Annotated in this window: 22 protein-coding genes and 1 tRNA gene; 13 read left to right on the plus strand and 10 right to left on the minus strand. The window is 64.6% G+C overall.

Annotated features, from left to right (window positions below):
* Entirely contained in the window at positions 1-1,362 is a 1,362-nt protein-coding gene (locus CFR76_RS04045; RefSeq protein WP_110555961.1) for an MATE family efflux transporter, read from the minus strand.
* A gap of 113 nt (positions 1,363-1,475) precedes the next feature.
* Between CFR76_RS04045 and CFR76_RS04050 the strand changes: the two genes are divergently transcribed.
* The 4 genes from CFR76_RS04050 (at position 1,476) to CFR76_RS04065 (ending at position 6,123) form a co-directional block, all read left to right on the plus strand.
* Positions 1,476-2,729 (plus strand): restriction endonuclease subunit S, encoded by a 1,254-nt coding sequence (locus CFR76_RS04050; RefSeq protein WP_244191775.1) that lies wholly within the window; start codon positions 1,476-1,478, stop codon positions 2,727-2,729.
* A 44-nt stretch (positions 2,730-2,773) separates the two neighbouring features.
* Complete coding sequence (locus CFR76_RS04055; RefSeq protein WP_110555962.1) at positions 2,774-3,268, plus strand: GNAT family N-acetyltransferase; 495 nt, start codon at positions 2,774-2,776, stop codon at positions 3,266-3,268.
* 130 nt (positions 3,269-3,398) lie between these two features.
* A complete protein-coding gene (locus tag CFR76_RS04060; RefSeq protein WP_110555963.1) occupies positions 3,399-4,448 on the plus strand; it encodes an AI-2E family transporter in 1,050 nt (349 codons plus the stop codon).
* Between the two features lie 13 nt (positions 4,449-4,461).
* Entirely contained in the window at positions 4,462-6,123 is a 1,662-nt protein-coding gene (locus CFR76_RS04065; protein WP_110555964.1) for a class I SAM-dependent DNA methyltransferase, read from the plus strand.
* A 62-nt stretch (positions 6,124-6,185) separates the two neighbouring features.
* Here the strand turns inward: CFR76_RS04065 and CFR76_RS04070 are convergent, their stop codons facing one another.
* Together CFR76_RS04070 and mtnK are read right to left on the minus strand one after the other, a co-directional pair.
* Complete coding sequence (locus tag CFR76_RS04070; RefSeq protein ID WP_110555965.1) at positions 6,186-6,500, minus strand: GrpB family protein; 315 nt, start codon at positions 6,498-6,500, stop codon at positions 6,186-6,188.
* 62 nt (positions 6,501-6,562) lie between these two features.
* The gene (gene mtnK / locus CFR76_RS04075; RefSeq protein WP_110555966.1) at positions 6,563-7,795 is read right to left on the minus strand and encodes an S-methyl-5-thioribose kinase; all 1,233 of its coding nucleotides are present in this window, start codon (positions 7,793-7,795) and stop codon (positions 6,563-6,565) included.
* A 158-nt stretch (positions 7,796-7,953) separates the two neighbouring features.
* Here mtnK and bfr point away from each other — a divergent pair, with 158 nt between their 5' ends.
* The gene (gene bfr / locus CFR76_RS04080) at positions 7,954-8,442 is read left to right on the plus strand and encodes a bacterioferritin (protein WP_110555967.1); all 489 of its coding nucleotides are present in this window, start codon (positions 7,954-7,956) and stop codon (positions 8,440-8,442) included.
* Here the strand turns inward: bfr and CFR76_RS17935 are convergent.
* Both CFR76_RS17935 and CFR76_RS04085 read right to left on the minus strand, forming a co-directional pair.
* The gene (locus CFR76_RS17935; RefSeq protein WP_025438553.1) at positions 8,411-8,602 is read right to left on the minus strand and encodes a hypothetical protein; all 192 of its coding nucleotides are present in this window, start codon (positions 8,600-8,602) and stop codon (positions 8,411-8,413) included. The two genes, bfr and CFR76_RS17935, sit on opposite strands and share 32 nt — an antisense overlap.
* 71 nt (positions 8,603-8,673) lie before the next feature.
* Entirely contained in the window at positions 8,674-9,309 is a 636-nt protein-coding gene (locus CFR76_RS04085; protein ID WP_110555968.1) for a hypothetical protein, read from the minus strand.
* A gap of 147 nt (positions 9,310-9,456) precedes the next feature.
* Here CFR76_RS04085 and CFR76_RS04090 point away from each other — a divergent pair, with 147 nt between their 5' ends.
* On the plus strand, positions 9,457-9,906 hold the full coding sequence (locus CFR76_RS04090) for a Fur family transcriptional regulator (RefSeq protein WP_025438552.1): 450 nt from the start codon (positions 9,457-9,459) through the stop codon (positions 9,904-9,906).
* A gap of 59 nt (positions 9,907-9,965) precedes the next feature.
* On the opposite strand, the gene CFR76_RS04095 is transcribed toward CFR76_RS04090, so the two are convergent.
* Positions 9,966-10,313: a hypothetical protein gene (locus CFR76_RS04095; protein ID WP_110555969.1), complete on the minus strand. Its 348-nt coding sequence runs from the start codon at positions 10,311-10,313 to the stop codon at positions 9,966-9,968.
* A 287-nt stretch (positions 10,314-10,600) separates the two neighbouring features.
* Between CFR76_RS04095 and pgm the strand changes: the two genes are divergently transcribed.
* A complete protein-coding gene (pgm, locus tag CFR76_RS04100) occupies positions 10,601-12,268 on the plus strand; it encodes a phosphoglucomutase (alpha-D-glucose-1,6-bisphosphate-dependent) (protein ID WP_110555970.1) in 1,668 nt (555 codons plus the stop codon).
* Between the two features lie 15 nt (positions 12,269-12,283).
* Entirely contained in the window at positions 12,284-12,511 is a 228-nt protein-coding gene (locus tag CFR76_RS17940; protein WP_167402046.1) for a hypothetical protein, read from the plus strand.
* Between the two features lie 33 nt (positions 12,512-12,544).
* Here the strand turns inward: CFR76_RS17940 and CFR76_RS04105 are convergent, their stop codons facing one another.
* A complete protein-coding gene (locus CFR76_RS04105; protein ID WP_110555971.1) occupies positions 12,545-13,048 on the minus strand; it encodes a YaiI/YqxD family protein in 504 nt (167 codons plus the stop codon).
* A gap of 844 nt (positions 13,049-13,892) precedes the next feature.
* Between CFR76_RS04105 and CFR76_RS04110 the strand changes: the two genes are divergently transcribed.
* The gene (locus CFR76_RS04110) at positions 13,893-14,243 is read left to right on the plus strand and encodes a zinc ribbon domain-containing protein YjdM (RefSeq protein WP_456305901.1); all 351 of its coding nucleotides are present in this window, start codon (positions 13,893-13,895) and stop codon (positions 14,241-14,243) included.
* 150 nt (positions 14,244-14,393) lie between these two features.
* Here the strand turns inward: CFR76_RS04110 and CFR76_RS04115 are convergent, their stop codons facing one another.
* The 3 genes from CFR76_RS04115 to ruvX form a co-directional block, all read right to left on the minus strand.
* On the minus strand, positions 14,394-16,028 hold the full coding sequence (locus CFR76_RS04115) for a dihydroxyacetone kinase subunit DhaK (protein ID WP_110555973.1): 1,635 nt from the start codon (positions 16,026-16,028) through the stop codon (positions 14,394-14,396).
* A gap of 137 nt (positions 16,029-16,165) precedes the next feature.
* Positions 16,166-17,095 (minus strand): MIP/aquaporin family protein, encoded by a 930-nt coding sequence (locus tag CFR76_RS04120; RefSeq protein ID WP_110555974.1) that lies wholly within the window; start codon positions 17,093-17,095, stop codon positions 16,166-16,168.
* Between the two features lie 146 nt (positions 17,096-17,241).
* Positions 17,242-17,733, minus strand: a complete 492-nt coding sequence (gene ruvX / locus CFR76_RS04125) for a Holliday junction resolvase RuvX (protein WP_110555975.1) — start codon at positions 17,731-17,733, stop codon at positions 17,242-17,244.
* A gap of 75 nt (positions 17,734-17,808) precedes the next feature.
* On the opposite strand from ruvX, the gene gatC reads away from it, so the two are divergent.
* From gatC to CFR76_RS04145, 4 genes are all read left to right on the plus strand, one after another.
* Positions 17,809-18,096: an Asp-tRNA(Asn)/Glu-tRNA(Gln) amidotransferase subunit GatC gene (gene gatC, locus CFR76_RS04130; RefSeq protein WP_010511548.1), complete on the plus strand. Its 288-nt coding sequence runs from the start codon at positions 17,809-17,811 to the stop codon at positions 18,094-18,096.
* A gap of 1 nt (position 18,097) precedes the next feature.
* Entirely contained in the window at positions 18,098-19,582 is a 1,485-nt protein-coding gene (gatA, locus tag CFR76_RS04135) for an Asp-tRNA(Asn)/Glu-tRNA(Gln) amidotransferase subunit GatA (RefSeq protein WP_110555976.1), read from the plus strand.
* Positions 19,579-21,027 carry an Asp-tRNA(Asn)/Glu-tRNA(Gln) amidotransferase subunit GatB gene (gene gatB / locus CFR76_RS04140; protein WP_110555977.1) on the plus strand — a complete coding sequence of 483 codons (1,449 nt, stop codon included), beginning with the start codon at positions 19,579-19,581 and terminating at the stop codon, positions 21,025-21,027. The genes gatA and gatB overlap by 4 nt, the downstream gene beginning before the upstream one ends.
* A gap of 99 nt (positions 21,028-21,126) precedes the next feature.
* Positions 21,127-21,219 (plus strand) — tRNA-Ser (locus tag CFR76_RS04145).
* Positions 21,220-22,129 lie beyond the last annotated feature (910 nt).

Raw genomic sequence — 22,129 nt, forward strand, 5'->3', positions numbered from 1 at the left:
TCATTCCATTCTGCCAGCCGGGCGCATCCGCCATACGATGCGCGCCGCCAGCAGCACGAATACCGCCACCAGCCCGATCCCGTTGCCGCACCACAGTCCCGACGGTCCCATGCCGTGGCGGAAGGCCAGGTAAACCCCACCCGGAAATCCGATGCCCCAGTAACCCAGAACGGCCAGCACCATGGGGATCGCGGTATCGCCCTGCCCGCGCAGGATGCCGGTGGCGATGACCTGTGCCGCATCGGGGATCTGGAACGCCGCCCCCACCAGCAGCAGCCCCAGCGCAAGGCTGACCGCCTGCGCGTTCTCCGGCAGGGTGACATTCAGGTAGAGGCTGATGATGGCATGCCGCCCCAGCGCCAGCACCAGTGTCATGACACATGCGACGGCAATGCCCAGCACCATGCTGGCCCATGCGGTGCGTCGCATCATCACCGGGTCGGCCCGGCCGGTCCAGTATCCCACGCGGATGTTGCACGCCTGCCCCAGCGCCATGTATACCACGAAACACTGTACTCCCATGCCCAGCATGATCTGGAACGCCGCCAGCGCGCTGTTGCCCATCCGCGCGGCCTCCAGGCTGTTGGCCTGGAACAGCGTGACCTCCGCCATGGCGGCCGCCATCATGGGCAGGCCCGTGCGCAGCAGGGCAAGTGTCGGACCCCATTCATGCCCGCGCGGGCGCAGCGCCGTGCGCAGTTCTGGCCTGCGGGCCACGAACGCCAGCATGATGAGGGGCATGCACCATAACGTCACGACCGTGGCGGTGGCCGATCCGTACAGGCCCAGCGCGGGCAGGCCGAACCACCCATGGATGAGTGTCGCGTTCAGCACCCCGTTGACCACCGTGATGCAGGGCATGACGCGCATGAGGATCCCCTGCGCCCCCATGACCGGCAGCGCCGTGGTCAGGATTCCCTGCCCCAGCAGCGCGGGTGGCACGGCCCACATCAGCATGTGCACGAAATGGGTGACGGGCGCGCGCAGGCTGGCGGGTTCGTGCATCCATACCAGCAGCCGGTCCACATGCCACAGGCAGAACAGTTCGGGCACGCACAGGGCCAGCGCCACCGCCAGCATCGAGGTCATGATGGTGCCCAGGCTGGCATGGTCCTGCCGCCCGCGGGCCTGCGCCAGCAGGATGCCGCCTGCCTCGATCATGGCGGCAAGGATGGCGTTGAGCGTGAAGAACGTGCCGGTTGCAAGCCCCCCGATCGCCAGCGCCGACGCCCCCAGCCCGCCCAGGAGTATGTCATCGGTCGCACCCATAAGCATCTGGACGAACTGTGACAGGGCCATCGGCCCCGCAATGGCAAGGATGGAGCGGAATTCCGCCCCGAAGGCTTGTGTTGGACGCGTCATGCAACCCTGCTGTCAGCCATGGTCGGGCATGGCCATGTCTGCCGTATGGTAACAGGGTGGGCTTTTATATCATTCCGCTACATGCCGCCAGTGTCGGCCATGATTGACATGTCGTGTTTTTCCCGCCACCCGTACCCCATGACGCGCGACTGCTGGCAGGGGATGGCTGGTTTCAGGGGGGACTGGCCATGACGGCGCCATGCTGGCCCATGGTCCCGCTTGGGGCGCTGGTGGACTGCCTTGATGCGCGGCGGGTGCCGCTCAACCGCGCGCAGCGCGCCGGCCGGCCGGGGAGCGTACCCTATCACGGGGCCAGCGGTGTTACGGGATATGTGGACCGGGCGCTGTTTGACGGCCCGCTTGTCCTGCTGGGGGAAGACAGCGCCCCCTTTTTCGATCCGCTGCGCGATGTCGCATTTTTCCATGACGGCCCGTTATGGGCGGGCAACCATGTGCATGTGCTGCGCCCGCGCGCGGGCGTGGATGGCCGTTTTCTGGCGCATGCGCTCAATACCGTATCCCTTGGCGCGTTTGTGGAAGGTACGACCCGCCCCAAGCTGACCCGCGCGTGCATGAACAGCCTGCCCGTGCCCTGCCCGCCATTGCAGCGCCAGCACATGATCGCCCGGACGCTGGACCAGCACATGGACCGTATTGACCGGCAGTTGCATGAACTGGATGCACAGGCAGCGGCGGCGGATGAATACGCGCGGGCAATCATTCATCACGCCATCCTGCCCGATGGCGCGGCCTGGCCCGGGCCGGTGCCCACGCGCGGGGTAATGCGGCCCGTGGGCAGCGTGTTTGACATTGTGGGCGGCGGCACGCCCGCCACGGGCAACGCGGCCCACTGGGGGGATGATGTGACGTGGCTGACCCCGGCCGACCTGCCCGCCGGACCGCCCGCACGGGTGGGGCGTGGCGCGCGCGGGCTGTCCGCCGCGGGGCTTGCGGCGTGCCGGGCCACGCGGGTGGAGGCGGGCGCGCTGGTCATTTCCACCCGCGCGCCGGTGGGGCGTGTCGGCATGGCAACGGTACCCGTGGCCGTAAGCCAGGGCTGCAAGGCCCTTGTGCCGCGCGGGCAGGATGTGGACCTGCGCTATGCCGCCCTGCTGCTGCGCGTGGCGGGTGCGGAACTGCGGCGGCGCGCGGGGGGCAGCGTGTTCCCCGAAGTGGATACGCTGACCCTTGCCTCGCTTGAATTATGCCTGCCCCCGTTGGAACGGCAGCGCGCGGTGGCGCAAACGGTATGGGACAGGCTGGACCGGCAGGCCCGGCAGGCGTATGCCCGCGGGCAGCTACGTGCCGTGCTGCGTGAATACCGTCCTGCCCTGCGGCTGGCCTGCGTCAGCGGGCATGGCATGTAGGTGCGGATGATTGCGCGGCGGCGGCCGCGACGGGAAAGAGTGGAATGAATACAACAGGCGAATGCAGCGCCCGCATGCCGGGGTCATCCGGTGTGGACACGGACGTGGATATTGCCATCCTGCCCCGCCCCACCCGGGCGGATGAGGATGCGGTGCTAGCCATCCTGCGTGATTTCACGCGCGGCGTGGTGGGCTATATCGACAACCACGACCTTGTCATCGTGATCCGTGACCGGGCGGCGGGCACGATACGCGGCGGGCTGGTGGCGCAGTCACGCTGGGGGGAGATGCATATCGACATGCTGGCCGTCTCGCCCCGCCTGCGCGGGCGCGGCATGGGACGCAGGCTGGTTGACATGGCTGAACGCGAGGCCCGCAGGCGGGGCTGCACCCATATGTGGCTTGATACCTATGCGTTCCAGGCGCGCGCCTTTTATGAAAAGGTGGGGTTCGAGGTATTCGGGCAGCTTGACGGGCCGCCGCCTTTCTTTCCGCGTTATTTCATGCGCAGGCTGCTGTCGGGGCCGGACGGGCGCTGAACTGTCCGGTGGCGGCCATCATGAAATTGCGCGGATGGGGAAAACATGCGGCCACCTGCCACGCAGGGCGTGCTAGGGTGCCTGGTCTTTACGCCGAGCCTTGGAAAACAGCAGGAACAGACCACGCCATATGGATGAAAACCGGAGCCGGACCCAGTATATCGGGACCTTCATATTTGTCTGCGCGGTCGTGCTGTTTTCCGCGTGGATCGAACAGTCGTTCCTGTTCGCCTTTGTCTGGGGGGGTATCCTTGGCATCACGACCTACCCGCTGTATCACCGGCTGGTCGGGCGTGGCATGGGCAACCGGGTTGCGGCGGGGCTGATCGCGGCGGGGATTTTCGCGCTGCTGGCCGTACCCATGATCGCCATGGCGGTACGGGCGGGCATGGAACTGCCCTCGCTCATGGCATGGGGGCGCGGGGCGCTGCATGATGGCATTCCCGTTTCGCCGCAGATGGGGGAAATCCCGCGCATTGGCCCGCGCCTGTCGGCCCTGTGGCAACGTTACCTGTCCGACCCCGATGAACTGCGGCACTGGACCGGCGTCGCGTCGCGCATGTTCGCCACCGGCGACGGACGCGAACTGCCGCACCGGGTGATGGAAATGACGGAAACCTTCGTCATCGCAACGCTGTCGGTCTATTTCTACCTTGCCGCGTCACATGCGCTGGTGGCCGATATCCGTGCGGTCGGCCGCCGTTTCCTTGGCGAGCGGACGGGCGATGTCATGCGCAATACCGTGGGTGCGGTGCGCGGCACGGTCGCGGGGCTGGTGCTGGTGGGGCTGGGTCAGGGCGTGCTGGTGGGGGCTGGCTATTTCATCGCCGGCACCCCCCATCCCGCATTGCTGACGCTGCTGACGGCGGTGGTCAGCATCATTCCCTTCTGCGGGCCGATCCTGCTGTGCGCGACCACGCTCATGACCTTTGCCGCCAATGGCGTCACGCAGGCGATCATCGTGGCCGCGCTGGGCACCGTCGCCTATGGCGCGGGGGACCATTTTGTCCGGCCCAAGCTGATCAGCGGCAGCACCAGCATCCCTTTCCTTGCGGTGCTGACGGCCATTCTGGGGGGCTTGCACATGTTCGGGCTGCTGGGGCTGTTCATGGGGCCGACGGTCATTGCGGTCGCCCTGTCGCTGTGGCGCACGGCGGCGGCGGAAGAACAGGCGCGTTAAGGTCCGTCCGGTCGTGGCTGGCGCCGCCCGTCCACTGTTTTCGGCCGCCGCCATCTGGCGTGTGGCCGACCTGCTGCGTGGCGGCGTGGCGCCAGCGGAATACGGGCCGGTCATACTGGCGTTCACCATGTTGCGGCGGCTGGAACTGTCACGCGCCCGCCCCGCGCGCGGGCTGGATGCGGTGGCGCGCGCGGCCGACCCGCTGGCCTGCCTTGACCGCCTGATTGGCCGCCTGCCCGCCAGCGTGCGGGATATCACCGCCCAACTGGAGGTCATGCCCCTTGCCCGGCATCTGGCGCGTGCGGGCATGCTGGGGACGGTGGCGGCGCATTTCGCGGCCCTTGACCTGTCCCCCGCCCGGTATGGCACCGAGGCGATGGCCCGCCTGTTTGAGGAACTGGTCCACCACTTCGCCACCAGCCAGCGCACGGGCGCGCATTTCACCCCGCCGGAGGTTACGGACCTTATGGTGGACCTTGTCTTCGCCCCCGATGGCCCCGGCGCGCATCATGCCCTGTATGACCCGGCGGCGGGCACGGGCGCATTGCTGGGCCGGGCCGCGGACCGCCTGCTGGCGCGCGGGGTGACGGCCGACCTGTTCGGCCAGGAAATCAGCCCCCGCGCCTGCGCCCTGTGCCGCGCGGACATGCTGCTGCGCGGGCATGCGCCGGGGCATGTCGCCAGTGGCGACACACTGGCCCATGACGGGCATGCGGGCCGCCGCTTTGCCCGCATGCTGTCCAATCCGCCCTTCGGTCTGGACTGGCGGCATATCCGCGATGCGATACAGGCTGAACATGCCACAGGTGACGCCGGGCGTTTTGCCCCCGGCCTGCCCCGCGTGTCGGACGGGTCCATGCTGTTCATGCTGCATCTGGTCGCCCACATGCGCGGCAGGCGGGCTGGTGGCGCGCGCATCGGCGTGGTGACGCATGGGGCGGCGCTGTCCGGCGGGGGGGCGGAATCCGGTGAATCCGCCATCCGGCGGTATCTGGTGGAACATGGCCTGATCGACACGATCATTGCCCTGCCCACGGATCTGTTCGTCAATACCGGTATCGCGACCTATGTGTGGATACTGGATAACAACAGGCCCGCTGCATGGCGCGACAGGGTCCGCCTGGTTGACGCCACCGGCCTGTGGCAGCGCGCCACGTCCGGCAGTGGTGAAAAGCGGCGCGAGATGACACAGGCCCATGTTGCCGCCGTGGTGCAGGCCTGCATGGCCGATACGGCAATGGACATCATCCAGCGCGCCGGGCCGGATGGCGCGCCGGCATCATGGCAGGTACTGGCGCACGACATCCCCACCCCGGATGACGCGACGGACGGGCGCCGCGCCGCGTTTTCACGTATCCTGCCGGGGCGGGAATTCCTGTACCATGGCCTGACGGTGACGCGGCCCGCGCGTGATGGCGCACCGGCGCGCACCACCTTCCGCGTCGGGATAGAACATGACCCGCAGGCATGGTTCAGCCGGATGGTCCAGCCATATGACCCTGAAGCCCGGCTGGATGCCGCCCGCACCGCCATGGGCTGCGCCATTTCCTTCGCGCGGTATTTCAGCCACGACGCCGCGCCGCGTCCGCTGGCGGAAATCGAGGCGGAACTGCGCCGGTCCATGGCGCGTCTGGTGGCCCTCATGCCCGGTGGGGATGAAGGGAAACGGGCATAGGCGTTCTGGAAGAGGCCTGATCCTGGCTGAAAAAGGCCTCTCCGGAAACCTTTGTCGGCAGGTCATTCCAGGGCAGCCATGGCCATGGTTTCCCTGTGCTGGATCCGTTGCGACTGGCAGTCCGAATAGGCATGGGAACCCTCAGGGAGCCGTTGCCGGCATCGCTGCTTGAACGCATCATATGCCGCCGTCGCGTCGGGGCTGGCGCGCAGATCGTTACGAAAGGCCGCATGGCGGGTGATTTCGGGTGAACTCTGCCGGTAGCCGTGCAGTTGCACCCGCCGGATGCCGGCAATGGCGGTGGAGCCTATGTGTTCGACCGCGGCGATCACGCCGGGGAAAGCCCTGTGCAGCTTTTCACCCTTGGCTGTCGCCATGTCGTGCCAGCGTGGGTCACATGGGGTGGCATCGTGTCTCTCCCGCGGGCCGGATCACCCGGCTACAGGCCGACCTGTCCCTGTTCATCAAGATAGTACAGGAAATCATTGATGGCGTGGAATTCGCCCAGGTGGTCCAGTACATGATAGGCGAAGGCCAGCGCCCCGGCCCGGCATGCCGCACGCTGCTTCGGGTCGGCTATCATGTCGAAATCCGCCGTATGGGCGTAACCGATGATGCGGCGGATGATCTCTATCCCCGCAAAACCGATGGTGTCGCCCATGACTTCATCCATGAACGCATGCTGGGCCACATGGGCTGCGGGGCCATAGGCCAGCGGGCGCAGCGTGCCCGGCGGCGGGGTCTCGTTGCCCTTCCATAACCCCATGAACTGTTCATGGAAACTGCCCCAGAAGGCCGCGATATCGCGCAGCGCGGCCTTGCGCGCCGCCCGTTCGGGCGTTGCGAAGTAATGCAGCACCAGGTTGCCCACGAACATGCCGCAATCGAACCCGATGGGGCCGTATATCGCGAATTCCCCATCAATCACGCGGGTGTCGTCCGCCGTACTCATGATCGAACCGGTATGCAGGTCGCCATGCAGCAGCGCCTGTGGCTGCGACAGGAAACGCCGGCGCAGGTTTTCAACCGCCAGCAGGGTCGCGGCGCTGGAACGGATATCCAGCACGATGGGGGTCAGGATGGGGTCGTGCCAGTGGTTGCGCGGGTGGTCGCGGTACGGGTCATCCAGCACAAGGTCCAGCGTGATGCGGGTCAGGGCAACGTTGGCGGCAAAGGTGCGCCGCGTGGTGAACACCTCCTCGAACGGACGGGCGAGCAGCGATGTGCCAAACGCGGCATGCGCGATGAAGGTGCCGATGCGCGGTGCCACCCCGGGCCAGTCCGCGCCCTGCATCAGCGCCGTGCGCAGCACGGTATGGCCTGACAGGCTTTCGACAATCAGGACATACAGGCCGGGGTCGAAATACAGGCATTCCGTCGTAAGCCCGCCCACCAGCGGCAGCACCGCGCGCAGCCATGCGGCTTCGAAAAACGTGCGGTCCAGCGGCATCTTCCATGCCGGGTCCACGCGCACATGTGGCAGGGACTGCTTCAGGCAGACCTCCCCCGCAGGCCCGCCGACCAGGAAGACGTTGTTGAGGTTGCCGTCACTGACCTCGCGCACCCGCCACTGCGCGGGCGCGCCACCAAGGCGCGTGGCCACGTCCGGCAGGCCCGCGATCAGGTCACGTATGCCGTTCGCGTCCAGCGTGTGGTAGGGGGTCTGGGTCATGCGGCTCTCCTCATGCCATGCGCCGCGTGCTGCGGGGTTACGGGGCGTGGCAGGGTCGCGCGCAGTCGGCGGTTATGCAACGCTTTTTTATAATTGAGCGCGGGCAGGCGCCGCAGTAACCCGGATGGATAAACATTGAGCAGGAGAGGAACGCGCACATGCCGATCAAAGATCCGAAGGTGATCGAACACCTGAACACGCAACTGACGAACGAACTGACGGCCATCAACCAGTATTACCTGCACGCCCGCACGCTGCGCCACTGGGGCGTGACGCTGCTGGGCAAGAAGGAATACGCGGAATCGATCGAGGAGATGAAACACGCCGACTGGCTGATCGAACGCATCCTGTACCTGGGCGGCCTGCCCAACGTGCAGCGCTACAACCAGATCCTGGTGGGGCAGGACGTGGAGGAAATCCTCAGATGCGACCTGAAGCTTGAGGAAAAGGCCATTGGCGACCTGCGCGCGGGCATCGCCTATTGCGAAAGCGTGCGTGACTTCGTCTCCCGCGACCTGCTGCTGAAGATTCTGGTCAACGAGGAGGAGCACGAGGACTTCCTCGACCGCCAGTTCGACCTGATCCGCCAGGTGGGGATCGAGAAATACATCCAGCTCAATTCCGCTCCCGCCCCCGATCAGGACTGACCATCTTACGGCTGGCGCCACGCGGCCCCGCCTGCCCGTGGGGGCGGGTGGATGGCGGTGGCGCCGCGCCTTCCTGCCACGCAAGGATGTCGAGCAGTTCAAGGAATGCGTTTTCCACGAACATGCAGGCGTGGCGCATGGACAGCCGGGGTGATGGCATGGCGGGTCATCCTGTTATCATGCGGCGATGCGCGACCGGCCGGCGCGCGTTCCCCCTTGTTTTGATCGGTCCTACGGACCGCTGCTCCGTGCGACGGTGGCGTTGCCGGGCCACATGACGTGGGCTGTGTCCATGTCGGCGCCATGCCAGCGCAGGGCCGCAAGGCAGCCCGCGCCCACGGGCTGCGGTACTGCGGCGGGCATGGCGGGGGCGACACCATGCATGCCGGTCGTCGCGGCGGCGGGTGGCCGCGTCCAGCGCAGGCTGCCGCCCCCGCCATTATGGCCCCGGCGCGGCAGCCAGTATCCCGCGCCCGCCATGCAGGCCCCAAGCTGGGTGACGGCGGCGGCAAAGGGGGCGAGGACGTGATGGTGGGTGAAAACCGGCCGCAGCGTGCGGCGTACCTCGGTCTCGCGCCCTTCCTGCGCGGCGGCGGCGGCGATGAGGAAGCGGTTTTCCGTGCCCGTCAGGTGCGTCGCGCTACAGATCGCCACGTCCATCGGGCCGTTGTGGTAGGCGCGCAGCCGCTCCAGCGCCATGTGGAAGGCATCGGCCACGGCGGCGAAATCCGACCGGAAGCACGGCAGGGCCAGGCCGGGCATATGGCCCGCCCCCCCGCCCGCGCCGCTAAGGCGGCGTACGCACCAGACCAGCAGGCGTTCGCTGCACGAAAGATCATTCATGAAAACTGTCGTGTTGGTCATTATCCGCTCGGGCCTTGGCGAAGCCCGCTCCCTGTTATGTCGGTGGGATGACGATAATGAGAAAGATTATCATTTGCAATTAAAATCGACGCGCGGAACGCCCTATCCCTACTGGACCGCGGTGGTCGGTCTGGATTACGTTACAGAACGATGAAAGAGCCGAATTCCCCCGATTCTCCCCTGGCGGACCTATGCCGCCAGCGCGGCCTGAAACTGACAGGCCAACGTCGGACGATTGCCTTCGTCCTGTCTGATAGTGATGACCATCCGGATGTGGAGGAACTGTACCGCCGCGCGGTTGAAGTGGACCCACGCATTTCAATCGCGACGGTGTACCGCACCGTGCGCCTGTTTGAGGAAAACGGCATCCTGCAGCGCCGTGACTTCGGCGGCGGCCGCGCGCGGTACGAAGTGGCGGATGGCGACCATGGCGATCACTATCACCTGATCGACGCCGATACCGGCAAGGTCATTGAATTCGAGAATACCGAACTGGATTCCTTGCTTGAGGGTATCGTGCGCCAGATGGGCTACGACCTTGTCACGACCCGCCTGTCCGTTGTCGGCCGCAGGACGGTGAAGCCGCGCACACGCGGCTGATCCCCGCATCCCACCCGGCATCATCCCCCTGCCCTGCCTTATGCCGCGCCCCGTGGCGGTCAGGGCGCGGGGTCTGGCGCCATCCATTCGGGGTGGCGGCGTTCGACCCATTCCAGCATGCGCGCGGTCAGCCTGCGCAGCGCGGGCACGTCCTCCGCCAGCAGGATAAGGCCCAGCGGCAGCATCCATACCCCCAGCACCGGCAGGAAGCTCAGCAACCCGCCCACGATCAGCAGGCTGCCCAGAATGGCCCGCAGCCATGCCCGCCCCGGCTGCAAAAGCCCGCGCATGGCCTGTTCGCCCCGCGCGGGCAGGCGGCGCAGCAGCCGTTCCAGCCGCTGGCGGCGCAGTTGTTCAGGGTCCATGTCTGCCGACACAGGGCCATTGGGCGGGTGGGCGCTGTCCATGAACGTATGATGGGGTCATTCCCCCGGCCCTGCAACCCATGCGCGGGAACGTGATGGAGGGACAGGAAGGCGGAAAAGGCCCGAATTTTGATATAGTTCAATGCCTGTATCGCACCTCACGCGCCAGTGTCCGGGCATGATGCATGTCCTTTTCCGTCCCATGCACCGTTATCCGCGCGGGGTGCCCCCATGCGTGGGGGTGGTTTGCGGGTGGACGCTGCCTGTATCGGGCTGTAAGGGAATTTGTAGAATATGCGCTTTTTCATATCGTATTTTGGGAGCAGTCAATGCCCAGCATAAGCCCATTTGCCGGCAAGCCGGTCGATCCGGACCGTCTTGTCAATATCGACGCCCTGCTTGACGCCTATTACACCCGCAAGCCCGACCCCGCCATTGCAACGCAGCGCGTGGCGTTTGGCACGTCGGGGCACCGTGGTTCCTCGCTGACCACCAGCTTCAACGAAAACCACATCCTGTCGATCAGCCAGGCGATTGCCGACTACCGCAAGGGCGCGGGCATAACCGGGCCGCTGTTCATCGGCATTGACACCCACGCGCTTTCCCGTCCCGCGCTGAAATCCGCGCTGGAAGTGTTCGCGGCCAATGGCGTGGAAGTCCGCATCGATGCAAAGGACGGCTATACCCCCACGCCGGTCATCTCGCACGCGATCCTGACCTATAACCGCGATCGCAGCACGGACCTTGCCGATGGCGTGGTGATCACCCCGTCACATAACCCGCCGGAAGATGGTGGCTACAAGTACAATCCCCCCCATGGTGGCCCGGCGGATACCGACATCACCAAGGTGGTGGAAAACGCGGCCAATGACTACATGGCCAAAAAGATGGAAGGCGTCAGGCGCGTCAGCCTGGAGGACGCGCTGAAGGTCCCCACCACGAAGCGCCATGATTACATCACGCCATACGTGGATGACCTGGCCGCCGTGGTGGACATGGACGTGATCCGTGAATCCGGCGTGTCGATCGGCATTGACCCGCTGGGTGGGGCGGCGGTGGATTACTGGCAGCCGATCATCGACAAATACGGCATCAACGCCACGATCGTCAGCAAGGAAGTGGACCCGACCTTCCGCTTCATGACCGCCGACTGGGACGGGCAGATCCGCATGGACTGTTCCTCCCCCTACGCCATGGCGCGCCTTGTCGGGATGAAGGACAAATTCGACATCGCCTTCGCCAATGATACCGATGCCGACCGCCATGGCATCGTGTCGGGCCGGTACGGGCTTATGAACCCCAACCATTATCTGGCCGTCGCGATTGAGTACCTGTTCAACAACCGCGAGAACTGGAACCCCAGCGCGGGCGTGGGCAAGACGGTGGTCAGCAGCAGCATGATCGACCGCGTAGCCAGGGAAATCGGCCGCAAGCTGGTGGAAGTGCCGGTCGGGTTCAAGTGGTTTGTCGATGGGCTGTACAACGGCACGCTGGGCTTTGGCGGGGAAGAAAGTGCTGGCGCGTCCTTCCTGCGCCGTGCCGGCACGGTGTGGAGCACGGACAAGGACGGCATCATCCTTGGCCTGCTGGCAGCCGAAATCACCGCCCGCACCAAGCGCACCCCGGGGGCTGCGTACGAGGACATGACCAAACGCCTGGGCACGCCGTACTATGCGCGGATCGACGCCCCGGCCGACCCGGAACAGAAGGCCATCCTGAAAAACCTCTCGCCCGAGCAGATCGGCATGACCGAACTGGCGGGTGAGCCGATCCTCAGCACCCTGACCAACGCACCGGGCAACGGGGCGGCCATTGGCGGGCTTAAGGTTTCGGCCAAGGACGGCTGGTTTGCCGCCCGTCCCTCCGGCACGGAAAACGTCTACAAGATCTACGCCGAAAGCTTCAAGAGCGAGGCGCACCTCAAGGCCATCCAGACCGAGGCACAGGATGCGATTTCCGCCCTGTTCGCCAAGGCTGCCCAGAAAAAGGCTGGCTGATCCGTAATATGACCCATGTCCCGTTACCGGGGCATGGGCTGGCGCCGCCCGCCCGTCTTGGGCAGGCGGATTTTTTTGGAATTGCTGCTGGAAAACCGGAAGAAAGTTTTTGGTGAAGCTTTTTTCAAAAAGCTTCGAAAGAATGCCGCCTTATTTAAGAAAAAGGTGACACTCAAAAACTTTTATTGTTTTTTATCAATGAGTTGTTTTCAAACAGCTTCTCAAGGAACGCCGCCTTTTTGAAAAAAGGCGGCACCCAAAAACCCTTGTTCCTTATCAATCAGTTGTGGTTGAAGGCGGGATGACCGGCGGCGTGCGCCCATGGCCCGCGGCCTGCCTGCGTGCCCTGACCACCGCCGTGTCCAGTGCGGACAGGAATGTGGAACGGTCGGCGCGGGTAAAGCCACGGCTGCCCTGCATGATCGCGCCGGTATCACGCAGGTCCGTCATCAGGTTGCGCATGGCCAGCGCCATGCCAATCGCATCCTGGTCCAGTATCCGCCCGCGCGGTTCCAGCACGCAGGCCCCGTTCGCGACACAGCGCGCGGCCAGCGGGATATCAGCGGAAATGACAATGTCATGGGCCGCGGCATGGTCGGCAATCCAGTCATCCGCCACATCCATGCCCTGTGTCACCACCACCCGTTCAACCAGTGGCGTGTCAGGCACCGCGATCATGCGGTTTGACACCACGTAGGTCCGCAGCCCGTAGCGCAGCGCCACGCGATAGGTCTCGTCCCGTACGGGACAGGCATCGGCATCAATGAAAATCCGGGTCACTGCATGCCGCCCCCGGATGGGAAGGCGGGCAGGCTGTAACCAGGCTTGGACACGTATAACAACATGCCGACTGTACTAGGCCCGCATCCAGCCTGTTGGCAAGGTGACGGGGCCGGATTCATGATCCGCGCCCCGCCCGTACGTGCGGGGGCGAAATGTAATCGTGAAGCATGCACCGTGCGTTTTTGCTTTTGATTCCGGGGGGAATACGTCACTATATTCCCTAACAAGTCAGAGGAGGAGGCTGCCATGCGTTACCTCATCGATCATGCGCGCGAGGGCTTTGGCGTCGCGTTGTTACTGGGCATGCTGGCTGTCGAACGTTTTTTCCGAAAGCAGGCTGTCCGTTAGGGCAGCCCCGAAACACGGGTCGCACCGGATGGAATATCCTTCCTTCCAGTACCGTCATCGCTGCTGCGTACGGATGCGTGAAATGGCATGTGTGGCGTTGCTTGCCAGGCGCTGCCCTGTTCTGGCACGCAACCGTGGCGCGGTACGGCGGTTATCCCCCCCTTGAAGGCCAGAATAGCTGGAGGGGAGAAAACCAGTGCGAAACCTTGCGCGGATGATGGTGGTAACGGTCCCTGGCTGTCTTGTCGGGTGTGACAGGCCAAGGCCCGCCGGTGGCGGGTCGGACGGGGGTGGTGGCCCCGGTGTCAGCACCCATGGCGGTACCGCGCCGCAGTAGCAGGCACCATAATTCAGGCGGAACCGGGTTACCTGCCCGGGCAGGCGGTCGGCTGGAACATGGCTGGGCGGGTGCAAAAGCAGGTGGTCGCATGATCCATGTCTTTCCTGCATATGGGTCCGTGCTGTATGAGCGCGGTCCCAGAGAGTGAGGATGATGATGGAAGCTGACATGACATGCCCCCAGTGCGGGTGCGAACACGTCTATCCCGATGGCAGCCTGTGGAACTGCCCCGAATGCGGGTATGAATGGAACCCGCAGGATGCCGCCCCCGCGACGGAAGGCACGGCGGAAATACGCGACGCCAACGGCAACGTACTGGCCGATGGGGACAGCGTGACCGTTATCAAGGACCTGAAGATCAAGGGTGCGTCCTCGGTCATCAAGGGCGGGACGAAGGTCCGCGGCATCCGGCTGGTCGATGCGACGGATGGGCACAACATCGCCTGCAAGATCAGCGGCGTGGGTGCGATCAACCTGAAATCGGAATTCGTGAAGAAGGCCTGAGCGAATTTAAAGGTTTTCTGGTGAAGCTGTTTCCAAAAAGCTTCGGGAGACGCCGCCTTCCTTGAAAAAAAGGCGGCGCCCGGAAACTGTTTCCGGATGACTTTGGCGGGGACAGGAAAAAAACAGTCACCTGTCCCCTGCCCTGTCGGTTCAGCCAGCCGCCAGCCCTTCCAGCAGGCGCGCCACGGCCTCGGCCCCCGGGTCGGGCACGTCGCGCACCTGCGCGCTGGGCACATAGGCGGCGCGTCCGGCACGCGCGCTTTCCATCGTGGTGGTGGACTGCGCGCCCTGCCGTGCCGCCAGCGCCACATCGGGCAGGCTGCCGCCGGTCGCCAGCACTTCCAACGCGGGATACAGCGCGTCGATCATGGTGCGGTCGCCCGGCTTCGCGCCGCCGCATTCCATCATGTGTTCCAGCCCGTCGCGCAATGCCTGCCGCCAGGGTTCGGGGCTGCGTCCGGCCGCCGAGAACATGATGGCGAACAGCACGCCACTCGACCCGCCCGCATGCTGGGTCAGGATGTTGCTGATGGTCGTCATGAGGTGATGCGGATCGGCCAGCGGCAGGCGGTCGAGCGCCGCCGTGATCTCACGCGCGGCCCCGGCGAAGGTGGACCCGGCATCCCCGTCCCCGATCCGGCCATCCAGTTCGTTCAGTGCCGCTTCATTGGCGACCAGGACCTCCGCCCCGCGTTCGATCACATGCCGTAGCGCGGGGTTGGGTGTCGCCGGATACGGGAAGGCATCGGGCATAGGCGGCATGGGCACGACGGCGGGGCTGCCCAGCGGGGCAATGCCGGGCCATGCGCGCGGCTGCGCCGGGGCCTCCAGCGCCGTGGTGATGGCTTCATCCAGTTCGATCAGCGTGAACGAAAAACCGTTCATGTCCAGCGCGGTCATAAGCGGCGCCGGGCCGATGACGTGCGATACCCGGCGGGCCAGCGGCGTATGGCTGAAGGCTTCCAGCAGCAGCGCCATCTCCACCTCCGGCACCGTGCCAAGGTTGTTCAGCACCAGCGCGAAACGGGTGTTGCGGGCCGCCGCAGGCAGGCTGGCTTCCAGCGTGTCGGCGGCGATGCATACAAGGTCGCGGGCACTGGCCATGGCAATGCGCTGGGCGCCGGGTTCGCCATGAATGCCAAGGCCCAGCTCGGCCTGGTCGGCTGCAAGACGGCTGGCGCGGCCGGATTCATAGGGATTGCAGTCTTCCAGCGCCAGACCGATGGTGCGCATGCGCTTCACCCCGTCGCGCACGAATTCCGTCAGGCGCGCCAGAGGCCAGCCCTGTGTCGCGCCATGGCCCGCCAGCTTGTGCGCCAGCACCGTTCCCGCCACCCCACGCGGCGTTGTGGAACCCGGCAGGGCGATATCATCGCCCACAATCACCACTTCCACCTGCTTGCCCAATGCGCGCGCGCGTTCCGCCGCCAGGCCGAAGTTCAGGCGGTCGCCAGTATAGTTCTTGACCACCAGCAGGCAGCCCGCCTCCCCCGTTGTGGCCAGGATGGCGGCCACGATCGCGTCCACACAGGGCGATGCAAACAGTGCGCCACAGACCGCCGCCGTCAGCATCCCGCGCCCGACAAAGCCCGCATGGGCGGGTTCATGGCCCGACCCGCCACCGGAAATGACCGATACCTGCGCACGGTCCGGTTCGCGCTGCATGATGACGCAGGTATCGGGGTAGCCATCCAGCCGGCACAGGTGGTTGCCCGCGGCCGATCTCAGGAACCCGTCCAGGGCCTCGGTTACGATGGTGTCGCGCGTGTTGAAAAAACGCTTCATTATTATGGTCTCTCCCTCGACGGCCATGCCGGGCATGGCGGCTGGCGACTATGGCCGTTAATGCCGCCCGAACAAAACAACGGAATATGTCATTCGTGGGTTGCGCCAGATGCGGGCCAGCCCGCTGGCCTGGTCCCTCAGGCCGGACCCGCGCCGGGGGGCATGTGGTCGGGGTCGTCGGGATGGTTGAGCTTGCGGTGCGGGTCATCCAGTCCCGGCACACGGCCATGGTGGCCGAAATTGACCAGTCGCGCCTCCAGCAGGTGCAGCTTGCCCAGCAGGTTCATGCGGATGGCCATGACCGCAAGCGACGCCCCCGCGAACGGCCCCACCACATAGATCCACAGCCCCGTCCACTGCCCCGCGAACAGCGCGGGCGCCAGCGTGCGCGCGAAATTGACGCTGTTGCCCGACAGCCATGCCGTGATCGGGTTCATGACCAGGAAGAACAGCCCGCCCGACCATGGCGTGATGAACTTCCATTTCGGGTGGGCCGCCAGCCAGTACAGCATGGCGATCAGGGCGGCGGTCACGAACATTTCCGACCACATCGCCCACCAGACCGAAATCTGACCATATGGTACCGTCGCCCCATAGCGCACGGCCACCGCCATGTTACCCCACCATGCAATCAGCCGGCCCGCTTCATAAACCACGGCCGTGCCAAGGAAGGCGCCGATGACCTGCGCGATCATGTAGTTCAGCGCGTCCACGCCCCCGATGCGCTTGGCCAGCGAGAACGCAAGGGTCACGGACGGGTTGATATGCGCCCCGCTGACCTTGCCGAACGGCGTCATGGCGGCCGCCGTGCCCGACAGGCCAAAGCACAGGCCGCATAGTGCGGTCTGGATATAGGGATGGCGCATGAGCGGCGATGAAAGCGGGCTGCCCGGCGCCGTCAGCAGGATGACCGCGCTCAGGCCGAGAATCATGAGGATGGCGGTGGCGATCGCCTCGCAGAAATACAGCTTCCAGTGGAAGGGGTTGTGCGGGTGCGGGTCGCCTGCCAGCGGGCGGTCATGCACATGGACGTGCAGGTAGGGCAGATGCAGGTGCGGCAGGCGCATGGCCGGTATCCTTGTTTATGCAACATGGGTCCGGCGGAAAAAGGCATAGGGGGAAGGATCACCTCCCGGTGCGCGCCGGTGGTAGAAACCACCATAGCAGTCCCCGCACCGCGTGGGTCCGGTTTTGGCACAATCCAGTCATGCCATCACGAATTCGAAAACGCCCCTTCCCGTGGGGGGATCGAGGCATCAAGGGCCGCCTGCAATATGTAGGCCGCCGCCATCTGGTCCACCACCTCGCCCCGGCGCTGGCGGGTCATGTCGGCTTCCGCGATCAGGAAGCGGTTTACGGCGGATGATGACAGCCGTTCATCCCACATCGCCGCCGGCAGCCCCGTCATGTCCGACAGGTTGCGCGTCCAGTCCCGTGCCGCCTGCGCCGCCGGGCCAAAGCTGCCATCAAGCGACAGCGGCAGGCCGACCACCAGCCCGCCCACGTCCTGCATGCGGGCGATCTTGCTGATTTCGGCGGCGTTGACCGACAGTTTCGCACGTTTCAGGCCCATGTGGGGGGACGCCAGCATAAGCCCCACATCCGACAGGGCGACGCCAATCGTCTTCTTTCCGGGGTCAAGGCCAAGCAGGCGCTGGCCGGGGCGCAGGGCAGCGCGCAGATCGCATATGTTGAACAGGGGCATGGTCGGGGGTATGTTCCTTCTCGGTCCTGCGCCGCAGGATATTCTTCCCCTGTTACGATGGAAAGTTATTGCTTCATGTCGCTTGATCCCGCGACCGTCCGCCGCATTGCCAGACTGGCACGGATTGGTATTGACGAGTCTGATCTTCCTGCCCTGCAAGGGGAGCTTAACGGGATCCTCGGCTGGGTCGAGCAGCTGAACGAGGTCGATGTCGAAGGGGTCACCCCCATGGTCGGCACGGGCCACGCCGCCCTGCGCACCCGTGACGACGTGGTGACTGACGGCAACTGCCGCGACGCCGTGCTGTCCAACGCGCCCGATGCCGTTGGCCCCTTCTATACCGTGCCCAAGGTTGTTGAATAAGATGAGCCTGACCGAACTGACGATTGCCGATGCGGCAGCGGGCCTGCGCGCGCGCAAGTTCAGCGCCACCGAACTGGTGCGCGCGCATACGGACGCCATCGCCGCGCTGAACCCGCGCCTGAACGCCTACATCACCACCACGCCGGACGCGGCGCTGGCGGCCGCGACCCATGCGGATGCAGCGCTGGCCAAGGGCGAGGCAAAGCCCCTGACCGGCATCCCGCTGGGGATCAAGGACCTGTTCTGCACCAATGGCGTGCGGACCACGGCGGCCAGCAATATCCTGAAAAATTTTGTCCCGCCCTATGAAAGCACGGTGACGGCCAACCTGCTGCGCGATGGCGCGGTGTTTGTGGGCAAGACCAACCTGGACGAATTCGCCATGGGGTCGGCCAACATCACCTCCGCCTTCGGCCCGGTGGAAAACCCGTGGAAGCGCAAGGGTGATGATGCAGCACTCGTGCCCGGTGGCTCGTCGGGCGGGTCGGCCGCCGCCGTGGCGGCAGGACTTGCCATGGGGGCGACCGGCACCGATACCGGCGGGTCCATCCGCCAGCCCGCCGCCTATTGCGGTATTGTCGGGCTGAAGCCGACCTATGGCCGGTGCAGCCGCTTTGGCACCATTGCCTATGCCTCCTCGCTGGATCAGGCCGGTCCCATGGCGCGCAGCGTGCGCGACTGCGCGATCATGCTGCAGTCCATGGCGGGCTTCGATGTGCGCGACAGCACCAGCGTCAACCGTGACGTGCCGGATTATTCCGCCGCCGTCGGCCGCAGCCTGAAGGGGCTGAAGGTGGGCATCCCTGCCGAATACCGCGCCGAGGGCCTGTCCGCCGAGATCGAGGCGGCGTGGCAGCAGGGCATCGAATGGCTGAAGGCCGCAGGGTGCGAGATTGTCGATGTCTCCCTGCCCCACACGAAATACGGCCTGGCCACCTATTATATCGTGGCCCCTGCCGAATGTTCGTCCAACCTGGCCCGTTATGACGGCCTGCGTTTTGGCGAACGGGTGGAAGGTCCGACGCTGGACGCCATGTACGAAGCCACCCGCCGCGCGGGCTTTGGCCCCGAGGTGCGCCGCCGCATCATGATGGGGACGTATGTGCTTTCGGCAGGCTATTACGATGCCTATTACCTGAAGGCGCAGAAGGTCCGCAGCCTGATCCGCCGCGACTTTACCGAAAGCTTCCAGAAGGTTGACGTATTGCTGACCCCCACGGCGCCGACGCCCGCGTTCGCGCAGGGGGAAAAGACGGATGATCCGGTCCAGATGTACCTGAATGATATTTTCACCGTGCCGGCGTCCATGGCCGGCATGCCCGCCATGTCCGTGCCCGTCGGGCTTGGGGCCACCGGCCTGCCGCTTGGCCTGCAACTGATCGGACGCCCGTTTGACGAGGAAACCCTGCTGGCCGCAGGCAGCGCGCTGGAAAGCGCCGCGGGCTTCACCCACCGGCCTGCCATCCGTGCGGAGGGCGCGAAATGAGCTACACACTCGAAGGCAGGACCGGCACGTGGGAAATCGTGGTGGGTCTGGAAGTCCATGCACAGGTCATCAGCCATTCCAAGCTGTTTTCCGGTGCCTCCGCTTCCTACGGCGGGGAACCCAACACCCATGTCAGCCTTGTTGATGCGGGTTTCCCCGGCATGCTGCCGGTCCTGAATCACGAATGCGTGGCGCAGGCCATCCGCACCGGGCTGGGGCTGCGCGCGCGCATCAACCTGGAAAGCCGGTTCGACCGCAAGAACTATTTCTACGCCGACCTGCCGACTGGCTACCAGATCAGCCAGTTCACCCACCCCATCGTGGGCGAAGGCACGGTCGAGATCGAGCTGGGCGACGGCACGGTACGCCATATCGGCATAACCCGCCTGCATATGGAACAGGATGCGGGCAAGTCCATGCATGACCAGGACCCGACGCGGTCCTTCATCGACCTGAATCGCGCCGGTGTCGCGCTTATGGAAATCGTGAGCGAACCCGACATCCGCAGCCCGGAGGAAGCCGGCGCCTACCTGCGCAAGCTGCGCCAGATCCTGCGCTACCTTGGCACATGCGACGGTAACATGGAGGAAGGGTCCATGCGTGCCGACGTGAACGTGTCGGTGCGCAAGGCGGGCGAGCCGTTCCGCACGCGCTGCGAGATCAAGAACGTCAACTCCATCCGCTACGTCATGCACGCGATCGAGGTCGAGGCCACGCGCCAGATCGCAGTATGGGAGGACGGTGGCGAGGTCGATCAGGAAACCCGCCTGTTTGACCCGTCCCGCAATGAAACCCGTTCGCTGCGCAGCAAGGAAGACGCGCACGATTATCGCTATTTCCCCGATCCCGACCTGCTGCCGCTGGTCGTGGAACAGGCATGGGTGGATGAACTGGAGCGCGCCCTGCCCGAACTGCCTGATGACAAGCGTGACCGCTTCGTCAAGCAGTATGGTATCCCCCGCTACGACGCCAGCGTGCTGGTGGCCGAGCAGGCCATTGCCGATTACTATGAGGAAGTGGCCAAGGGCCGGGACGCCCGCCTTGCCGCCAACTGGGTCACGGGCGACCTGTTCGGCGCGCTGAACCGCACGGGCCGCAGCATTCAGGACAGCCCGATCTCGGCGCAGGCGCTGGGCGGGATGCTGGATCTCATGGCCGACAAGACGATCAACGGCAAGATTGCCAAGGAAGTCTTTGAGGACATGCTGGAAACCGGCGACAGTGCCGCCGACATCGTGGACCGCAAGGGCCTGAAGCAGGTCACCGATACCGGCGCGATCGACGCCGCCGTGGCCGACGTGCTGGCGCGCAATGCGGACAAGGTGGCGGAATACCGGGGTGGCAAGGATCGCCTGTTCGGCTTTTTCGTAGGCCAGGTGATGAAAGCCATGGCCGGCAAGGCCAATCCGGCCATCGTGAACGAAGCCCTGAAAAAAGTTCTGTAAAAACGGGGTTTAGTGCATTTTGGGGCTTTGCAGGGTTGCGGCAACACGCTAAAAGCAGCCCTGCAAACGCCGTGTTACTTATAATGCGCGCTCTTCGGCGGAGGGGTGGCCGAGTGGCTGAAGGCGGCGGTTTGCTAAACCGTTATACGATGTCAAGTCGTATCGAGGGTTCGAATCCCTTCCCCTCCGCCAGAACTTCTTGTAAATAAACAGGAAATTGCCAAGCGCCCTTTGGGGCGCTTTGGTCGTTTCTGGGTGGTTTTTCAGGCTGGTGTGGTGGACGCTGCAAAAATCCGTCCCGCCAGGAACGCGACGCGCCTGTTTCTTGGTGATCAAGCAAGCCCGGATGATTCTGTTCGGCCGCTGTCACGGAACTGTGTCCAAGGTGGCGGGACAGGCGATAGATATTTTCAGCCATGGTGCCGTGAAAGCCTGTCGCTGGCATAAAAGGAGATCAAAGCTGGCATATGCCATGGATACGCTGGGGGCACTGGCTGGCCCTGCATGTTATGTCAGGCAGTCGGGATAATCGCGTCGGGGTTGGACATCTTGCCGCCGCCATTCAGGCTACGACAGACGGGCGCATTGGACTGGCGTGTATCGACACAGGGCCATGCGGGCGAAAAGCCTGTCGAGGCAGTAAGGACATTGGGGCTTGCTTGCGGGTTGTCAGGTTATCCAGGGTCAGACGTGGGATCGTTCTGCCGCCACGCCAATAGGCTTTCGGGCGATTTTTGCATGGATCATGTGATGCGCGTAAGCGCGCCAGGGATCACGGGCATCATGCTTCAATACGCGCAAGCCGTCATGTTAGCGCATTCGCATGTTTTATGCTCAGGAACGCCGCTACATGCGCGCAGGGTATATAACACCCTCCGGATATTTATCTGGATAAAAGTATAGGTCCCAATCCTAAGTATTGATGCAGATGTCAGCTTGAAACCGATCTTGACAGGAAAGAACTCCAAGCCGGTTTCCAGGTCTGATCAATCGTTACAACAAAAAAATGAAATGACAGGCCATGCGGCAAAAATTTGGGTTTTTGATCCGTTCGTTTACTTCATCCTGTATTTCAAGGCTTTTTTACAAAAATCTGATTGTT

Source organism: Komagataeibacter swingsii (assembly GCF_003207895.1).
GTDB lineage: Bacteria > Pseudomonadota > Alphaproteobacteria > Acetobacterales > Acetobacteraceae > Komagataeibacter > Komagataeibacter swingsii.